The organism is Candidatus Cloacimonadaceae bacterium, from assembly GCA_030693415.1.
GTDB lineage: Bacteria > Cloacimonadota > Cloacimonadia > Cloacimonadales > Cloacimonadaceae > JAUYAR01.
In genome coordinates this window covers 1-6,594 of sequence record JAUYAR010000076.1, presented here as the reverse complement: position 1 = coordinate 6,594, position 6,594 = coordinate 1, and the positions used below count along the sequence as shown (strand labels likewise).

General features: G+C 48.2%; 5 protein-coding genes and 1 pseudogene. 1 reads left to right on the top strand and 5 read right to left on the bottom strand.

The window, feature by feature from the left end; all coding sequences use genetic code 11:
- A partial coding sequence (locus Q8M98_04720; GenBank protein ID MDP3114063.1) for an immune inhibitor A occupies window positions 1-2,116 on the bottom strand: 2,116 nt, incomplete at its 3' end.
- Window positions 2,117-2,503: 387 nt separating this feature from the next.
- Here Q8M98_04720 and Q8M98_04715 point away from each other — a divergent pair.
- Window positions 2,504-2,701, top strand: coding sequence for a hypothetical protein (locus tag Q8M98_04715; protein MDP3114062.1), 198 nt, complete (start codon window positions 2,504-2,506; stop codon window positions 2,699-2,701).
- A gap of 281 nt (window positions 2,702-2,982) precedes the next feature.
- On the opposite strand, the gene Q8M98_04710 is transcribed toward Q8M98_04715, so the two are convergent.
- From Q8M98_04710 to Q8M98_04695, 4 genes and pseudogenes are all read right to left on the bottom strand, one after another.
- Window positions 2,983-3,609 (bottom strand): hypothetical protein, encoded by a 627-nt coding sequence (locus Q8M98_04710; protein ID MDP3114061.1) that lies wholly within the window; start codon window positions 3,607-3,609, stop codon window positions 2,983-2,985.
- 48 nt (window positions 3,610-3,657) lie between these two features.
- Window positions 3,658-4,095 (bottom strand): hypothetical protein, encoded by a 438-nt coding sequence (locus Q8M98_04705; protein MDP3114060.1) that lies wholly within the window; start codon window positions 4,093-4,095, stop codon window positions 3,658-3,660.
- Window positions 4,092-5,675: pseudogene (locus Q8M98_04700) on the bottom strand (PHP domain-containing protein). Before Q8M98_04700 ends, Q8M98_04705 begins: the two are co-directional and overlap by 4 nt.
- 29 nt (window positions 5,676-5,704) lie before the next feature.
- Window positions 5,705-6,403, bottom strand: coding sequence for a tetratricopeptide repeat protein (locus tag Q8M98_04695; protein MDP3114059.1), 699 nt, complete (start codon window positions 6,401-6,403; stop codon window positions 5,705-5,707).
- Window positions 6,404-6,594 lie beyond the last annotated feature (191 nt).

Here is a 6,594-nt window from a genome sequence, read left to right as displayed (position 1 = left end):
CATCGTCGTGGAAAAGCTCGGTATGCATAGCCGGCATCACGAAAACGGAGATCACGTTTGAGGGCAGGGATTCGTTGGTGCCGTAAAGCGCGGTCACATAATAGGTGTGAAGTCCGCCGGCGACGTTCATATCGGTATAGGTAAGCACGTTTCCGGCTACCTGGTCGATGAGGATCTGATCGCGGAAGACTTTGTAGGCTGAAACCTCACGGTTTAAGCGATCGCTCTGCACCCCCAGGGTTCCTTCGGAGTATTGTACGTTCTGCGGAAGCTCGGTGATCTCATATTCGCGTCCGGCGGCATCCTGCACATAGATGCGGATGTTCCAGTTATAGGTAAGAGTCGGAGCCAGAGCGGTCAGGGTCGTCCAGGCGTTGTTGAAACGAATCATATTGCCATAGCCAGCCACTGGAGGACCGGCATCGCAGCCGGCAGGATAGCCACCGGTAGCGTTGCAGCGATAACCAGCCATGATCGATGTTCCGCTGGGAATCGTCCACGGAGTGGTGAGAATGATCTCGTTCCAAGCGTCCGGAGTGAAAGTGGGAACGGATTGTTCATAGGCAAGGGTTCCGGTAGCTCCCGTCCAAATGCGTATGGCATGGGAAACAAGAGTGGAGGGTTCTGCGGGGAAGAACTTGATCTTGGTGATATTCATTCCGACCCAGGGGCTGATGCCATAAGTGCCCAAGGCGTCCCATTTGGCTGCGACGTCAAAATCCGCCACGCCATTGGTGCCAACTGAGTTTCCGGCATTTTCGCCGTCATAATTCAGCCAGCCTTCTGCTCCACCACCGCCACCACCGGGTGCTACCCAGTTTAGCGTGACGTTGGATCCCACCACTGTAGCGGTGAGATTTTCGGGAGCGGCGATGAAGACGTCGTTATAGATAATCACGTCGTCGATCATGATGCCGATGCCTGAAGGAGCATCCGCGTCGGATTTGAAATACCAGCGCAGCTTGACGATCTCGCCAGCATAGTCGGTGATAAATCCATCCAGAGAATAGCTCTCCGTCATGGAAGACCAGACGTCGGGTGCATCGCTATAGACATAGTTTAGCCCGGTGGGGCTACCATAGGGATTGCTCATCGCAAACCAGGTGATTCCGTTGTTGGGAGAAATCTCCCAGCCAAAATAGTCAACATTCGGGAAAGTGTTGGGATCAAGGAAACCACCCTTGATCATAAAGTCCACTCTGATGTCTCCGCTGGCGGGAAGCTGGATGGGAGGGCTGACCAGATAGTTCAGCATATTCATGTTGTAGGTGCCCTGCGCGTTTTGGCATTTCATGATGTGAGGGGGTGACGGCGCTGTCGCGTCGGTAGCTATGTGCCAAAGGTCTCCGCCAAGCGGAACAAGGCTTGTCCAGGTCATCTGACCATCGTTCACGCCGTTGTTTGAATATCCGCCAAAAGCGATGTCATCGATCATGATGCCATACATAGCCGGAGCGTCACCTGTGCTGTATGCGGGGTCGGAAGCAAAGGCAAAACGAATCTTCACGCTTTGACCGATGTAGGCGCTCAGATTGAAGGTCGCGTTTGTCCAAGCGGAGAGAACGCCACCCCAACCCGGGATGTTTGGTCCTTCGCCATGCTCGAAACCGAAAGCATAGGACGATGTAAAAGTATATGTCGGTGTCCCGCTGATCGGTGTCCATGTAGCTCCGTTGTTTGTGGAAATGCGAATATTGGCGGAATCCCAACCGTTATAGGGAGCTGGTTCCCCGCCGGGGGCTTCCATATTGTAACGCAGCTTGAAAGTAAGTGTCGCGTTGGCTGAGGATAGCGTTTGGGCAGGGGTATCCAGAACCAGATATTGATGGTCATGGTAGCCGCCGATGTTGGTGCCTTGGGCAAGGGCTGGATCGCCCATCCACCAGACGTTAGCCTGAGTTCCGCCGGCAGCATAAACATGCCAGTTGTTGGGAGACAGGGCTCCGTCATAGTGTGTCCATCCGGTGGCGCCGCTTTCAAAATTTTCCTGCCATGCCACTACTTCAAATCGAGACCGGTCGGAGCCGCTGTTCGAGGCTCCCAAGGTTGTTTTACTATTGGCAAATATGGCTATTACAACCATTAAAGCCAAGATGACTAACCAACTCTTTTTCATTGATCCTCCTTATAGATCAAGGGATATATGCTTATGTTGCTATTGGTTTTCGAGCGCATTATTCTGTCAATGTTTTTTTTGCAAATCGCTAAAAACCGGAATCGGAGACTGTTCAAAAACCATCACCATTCTACGCTTGAAAAGGGTCACTTGAATTTGCAAATTGGCTCACTGATTTTTGCAAATGGCATTTTTGTACTCGGTTTGGATCAAGGCTTTTGCAAATTAGCTCACGATTTTTGCAAATGGCATATTGCTGTGACAAATGAGAGCCCATAAAATCGATTCTTTCTTATCATATTGTGCAGAAAGGACTTGACCACAGTTGCGAGGGGGTTTAAGTAGAACCCATTAATCAACAGTCGGGTAACCGAGAAGGAGATCAAGATGATCATGCAAAATCAGAATGGCAACGGCAAGGCAACGCTGGAGGAGATGGTAAAATCAGGCAGCCAGATCGTACTGCTGAGAGAGGATGGTTCGGAACAGCCAATTGAAGCTCCAGTGGCAGATCAACAGACAGTTGAGGTTGATCCATACGCAGGTGAGTATCATTACAAAAACTGGTGGAATCAGTTACGGTGACCCTGGCTGCAGTCGGAGAAGATGACCGAGGAAGAGATCAGGATCAAGGCTGACGACGCCTGGGAATGCAGCGATTATAAGGAGATGATCAACCTGATGGCAGAGTTGATCTGCAGGCTACAGCAGAAACAATAACAAAGAGGCGTTCCACGAAACGCCCCTACCAAACCCGGCGCTGCCGGGTTTGTCTTTCGGGTCGATTGGGGTTCTATGGCTTGTTATCTATTTGGGTCATTCTCTCTTTTTTCGTCAATCAGCGCTGAGCGCAAAGATGTTGTATTTCAATTCCTGGGCAGACCATCGCTGGCTGATGCCGATGTTACCGTTATCTGCCTGCCATCTAATTGGATGTTGGATATGTAAAGAAAGCAGTCGCATCGGTTGGTCAGTATAACATAAGGCAGGGTATCGTATTCCTTGTCCAATTTATGCCCTACTGACTGGTCGTGATTGATGTCCGGAGGTGTCCGCTGACTTGGTACTCCCACTCCTCTGTTCTGGTCTTGGATTTCATAGATAAGCTTGGTAAGAGAGATAGTTTCGTTCTTGAGATGCCTACTGTCGATGCAGTCATCGGAGAGTTTATCGGCGGTAATGGCTTCATTCAGAACATGATTGGTGTAAATAGCGCTGTTCTGGATACCTCTTGAATCGAGCTTGCCGACGGTACAGGTCTTGCCGGAGAATGAACCGTTGGGATTGACCTTGTCATCCCAGATCTCATAGAAGCCCCAGTCCTGCTCTCTGATGGTATCCGTTTCGTAATAGCCTGAGCCGGTAGGGGTCTCATCGACCTTGATGCCACTGGCAAAGGCTGCGCCTGGTCTGACCAGTCTGATAGTCACTCCGGATAAGGGAATGCGGTTAGCTGCGCTCATGATGTAATAGCTGATTCCAAATCTATACATGTATGCTCCTTGTTTATATGGTTGATGTTTTTTGGTTTATGTTGGTTTTTATCGATAGACGGTTTCATACTCGTCTAAGGTGTGAATATAGTCAAAGTTGATGAAGGCAAGTTCGCCGGTGTATCTGGATTCCAGAGATACCTTTATCTTTTCGGGATACTCATGCAGATCATCGGGCATCTTGGGCAGTTGAGTGACAGTCACGGGGAACTGCCTGATCAGTGTGCTGTACCAGGTAAATTCAATATAGAACTTGCCTGGAATAGTCAGGAAGTAAAGGAAAGCGCTATACTCTTCCGGTCTAAGCACCGCTTCGATGTTGATGGCATCTTCCCGATACGGTTCTCTTTGATGCAGAATAACCGGGTTAAAGGCATTCTTCTTCTCGATGCGGTATTTGAGTTTGGGAACATATTCCACCTGCCCGTTCTCGCAGGTATAGAAGCTGTTGCCGCTGCCGGTTCGGATCATGCGGAAGCCTTTCATATCAACCACGCCTTTATTTTGTATTCATCTTTTTGGTAGTTGCGCTCCAGTTCGGTAATGGCATAGACCTTGGTCTTGATCCTGATCTTGGACTGGAGACTTAGGCTGTATTTGGACAACTGATCTATTACGGCTTCAATGCTCCACTTGGATTCGTAGAAGTCCATCAGATAGGGTTGGATGATGCCTTGCAGTTGAGCGGTATCTCCCGCCAGGATGTCGATGGCTTTGATGTCAGGCTTCTCCTGATTGCCTCGCTTGGAGAGAAAGGATACAACATCGCTGTCTGCTATGTCTATGATGGAAGTGGAGTAGGCATCTTTGTTCTTGAGGATGATGCTGCCACTTGGACTGGTAAAGATGGTGGCATTATAGAGCATCAGCATCGCCTGCAGAGCTTTGAAGTTATCGGTCTGCTCAGTCTGGTTAGTCTCGTAAGACTTACCTGGCTGCAGTTTGGTAGGCATGACATTGCCATGAAAGTGTGCTTCCACCCAGTTATTGACATAATGGCTGCTACCATAACTGCACTGTCCCAATGTGCCGGTGCCGGTCAGGCTATTTAATTGAGCTTCGGATATCCCGTTATCATTGAAGAAACTGACGAACTCGTTGTAGGCATTATCCAGTGAAGTGAGGCTGGCTTCCCAGCCGGTCTTTTCGTCATATTCTTCAATCACGGGACAGATGTTGTTATAGAACTTGTATATCCTGCCTCTGTAGCGACCTTGATATCTGGTGGTGGCAGGATTGGGATAGGTGGCTTGAATGACCTTCATATAGGCAAAGACGTAAACCTTGTCAGCAATTGCCAGGCTGTTCTTGATGAGCTGGGGTGGGAAATCAAAGAGCGATTTCATCTCCTTGGGGGTCTTGAAATAGTACTCATTACAGGCAAAACGCTTGGCTTCCGGATGGCTGAAGTCAATGCCCTTTCTGATTCTGTTCAAAGCGTCGATAGCGATGGAATCCTGGCGTTCCATATAGTGGCAATCGTTGGAGAGCACTACAGGTATCTTAGTTTCATAAGCCAGGTTCAGTAGCTTGTTCATGGCAATTGCTTCCTTGGGTAGGCCATGGTTTTGGATCTCATAGTAATAATCCTCGCCAAAGACGCTGTAGTACCAATCGGACACTTGCCTGGCTTCCTGGTCTCTATCCTCAAGTAGCAAGGTGCAAAGCTCTCCCACCACGCTGAAAGACAAACAGATCATAACATGTGCATGCTCTTTTAATTGGCTTTTTGTGATCTTGGGTGCCTGCGGATCATGCTCATGAGCCAAGGTGACCAACCTGCAAAGATTTGTATAGCCAGAGCCATTCTTGGCCAGCAGGATCACTGAAAAGGCTTTGCCATCTCCGGGATGGTTTAATACTTCAATCTCAAGACCTATGATGGGCTTGATCCCGGCTTTAATGCACTTATGCTACAAGCTGGAGGCTCCCGCCACGCTATTACGATCAGTGATAGCAACTGCCGGCATCTTGAACTGCACCGCTCTTTGAACCAGATCATCAATGATGCAGGCTCCATCCAGCCAACTATACTCGCTATGCAAGTGTAAATGGACAAAACTCATCTATCCTCCAGAATCGATACTCGACTTAATCAATAAAGACTTGCGTCCAATGTTGCTATTATGTCCCTTGCTTCAGCAGAAATTGATTCACGGTCGGCAGTACTTAGCTTGCTTTCCAAGCCACTCTTGATCCGCTTATACCTCTGTTCATCCACCGTCTCACAGTACTCTAAGGCTACTATTACCCACAATAAACCCTGCCTGTAGTCTTTCTTGTAGAGGGTGTATAGCCTAGATAATTCGAATATCGCTTTGAAATGACCATTATATGATGCCTCTAGTAGATACTTTTCGGCCATGTCATAGTCTGGTTCGGATAGGTTTGTATAAGCTAAGCCCAGATTGAATTGCCCATCTTTGTTTCCCTGATCTGCTGCAAGTTTAAGATACTCAACACCGTTATCGATATCGGACTCAACAATCTTACCTTCACAGTAGATTGTTCCAAGGTCATATTGAGCGAGTGCAAGACCCTGATCCGAGGCTTTTTGCAGTAAATCAAGACCTTTAGTTAAGTCTTGTTCTATGTACTGCCCATCGATAAACATCTTCGCCAGGACATACTGAGCTAGAGCAACATAATACTGAGCCATCCCATGCCCCTGTTCAGCAGCACGGAGATACCACTTGAAAGCTTCCTTGTAGTCCTGTTCTGTTTCGTAACCCTCGAAGTACATATCTCCAAGGGAGTTTTGAGCTTCTGCTTCACCACTTGAAGCATCCTTCATTAAATGCTAATGTGTTACAATACTATACTTTGCACGTTTCGGGAGTATCCGAGACTGTTCAAGTAAATTCCCTTAAATTTCAATAAATTAGCGTTTCGGAAATCAAGAAAAGTGGGCGAAAGGCATCCTTAGGCAGGGGTTGCTTTGAATTGACATATCGTCTGCACAGTGTACACTTCAGTAAAAATCAA

Bases quoted from the DNA above. Each gene is read 5' to 3' on its own strand.
- Q8M98_04705 (MDP3114060.1), bottom strand. From the start codon at position 4,095: ATGAAAGGCTTCCGCATGATCCGAACCGGCAGCGGCAACAGCTTCTAT.
- Q8M98_04715 (MDP3114062.1), top strand. From the start codon at position 2,504: ATGATCATGCAAAATCAGAATGGCAACGGCAAGGCAACGCTGGAGGAG.
- Q8M98_04695 (MDP3114059.1), bottom strand. From the start codon at position 6,403: ATGAAGGATGCTTCAAGTGGTGAAGCAGAAGCTCAAAACTCCCTTGGA.
- Q8M98_04710 (MDP3114061.1), bottom strand. From the start codon at position 3,609: ATGTATAGATTTGGAATCAGCTATTACATCATGAGCGCAGCTAACCGC.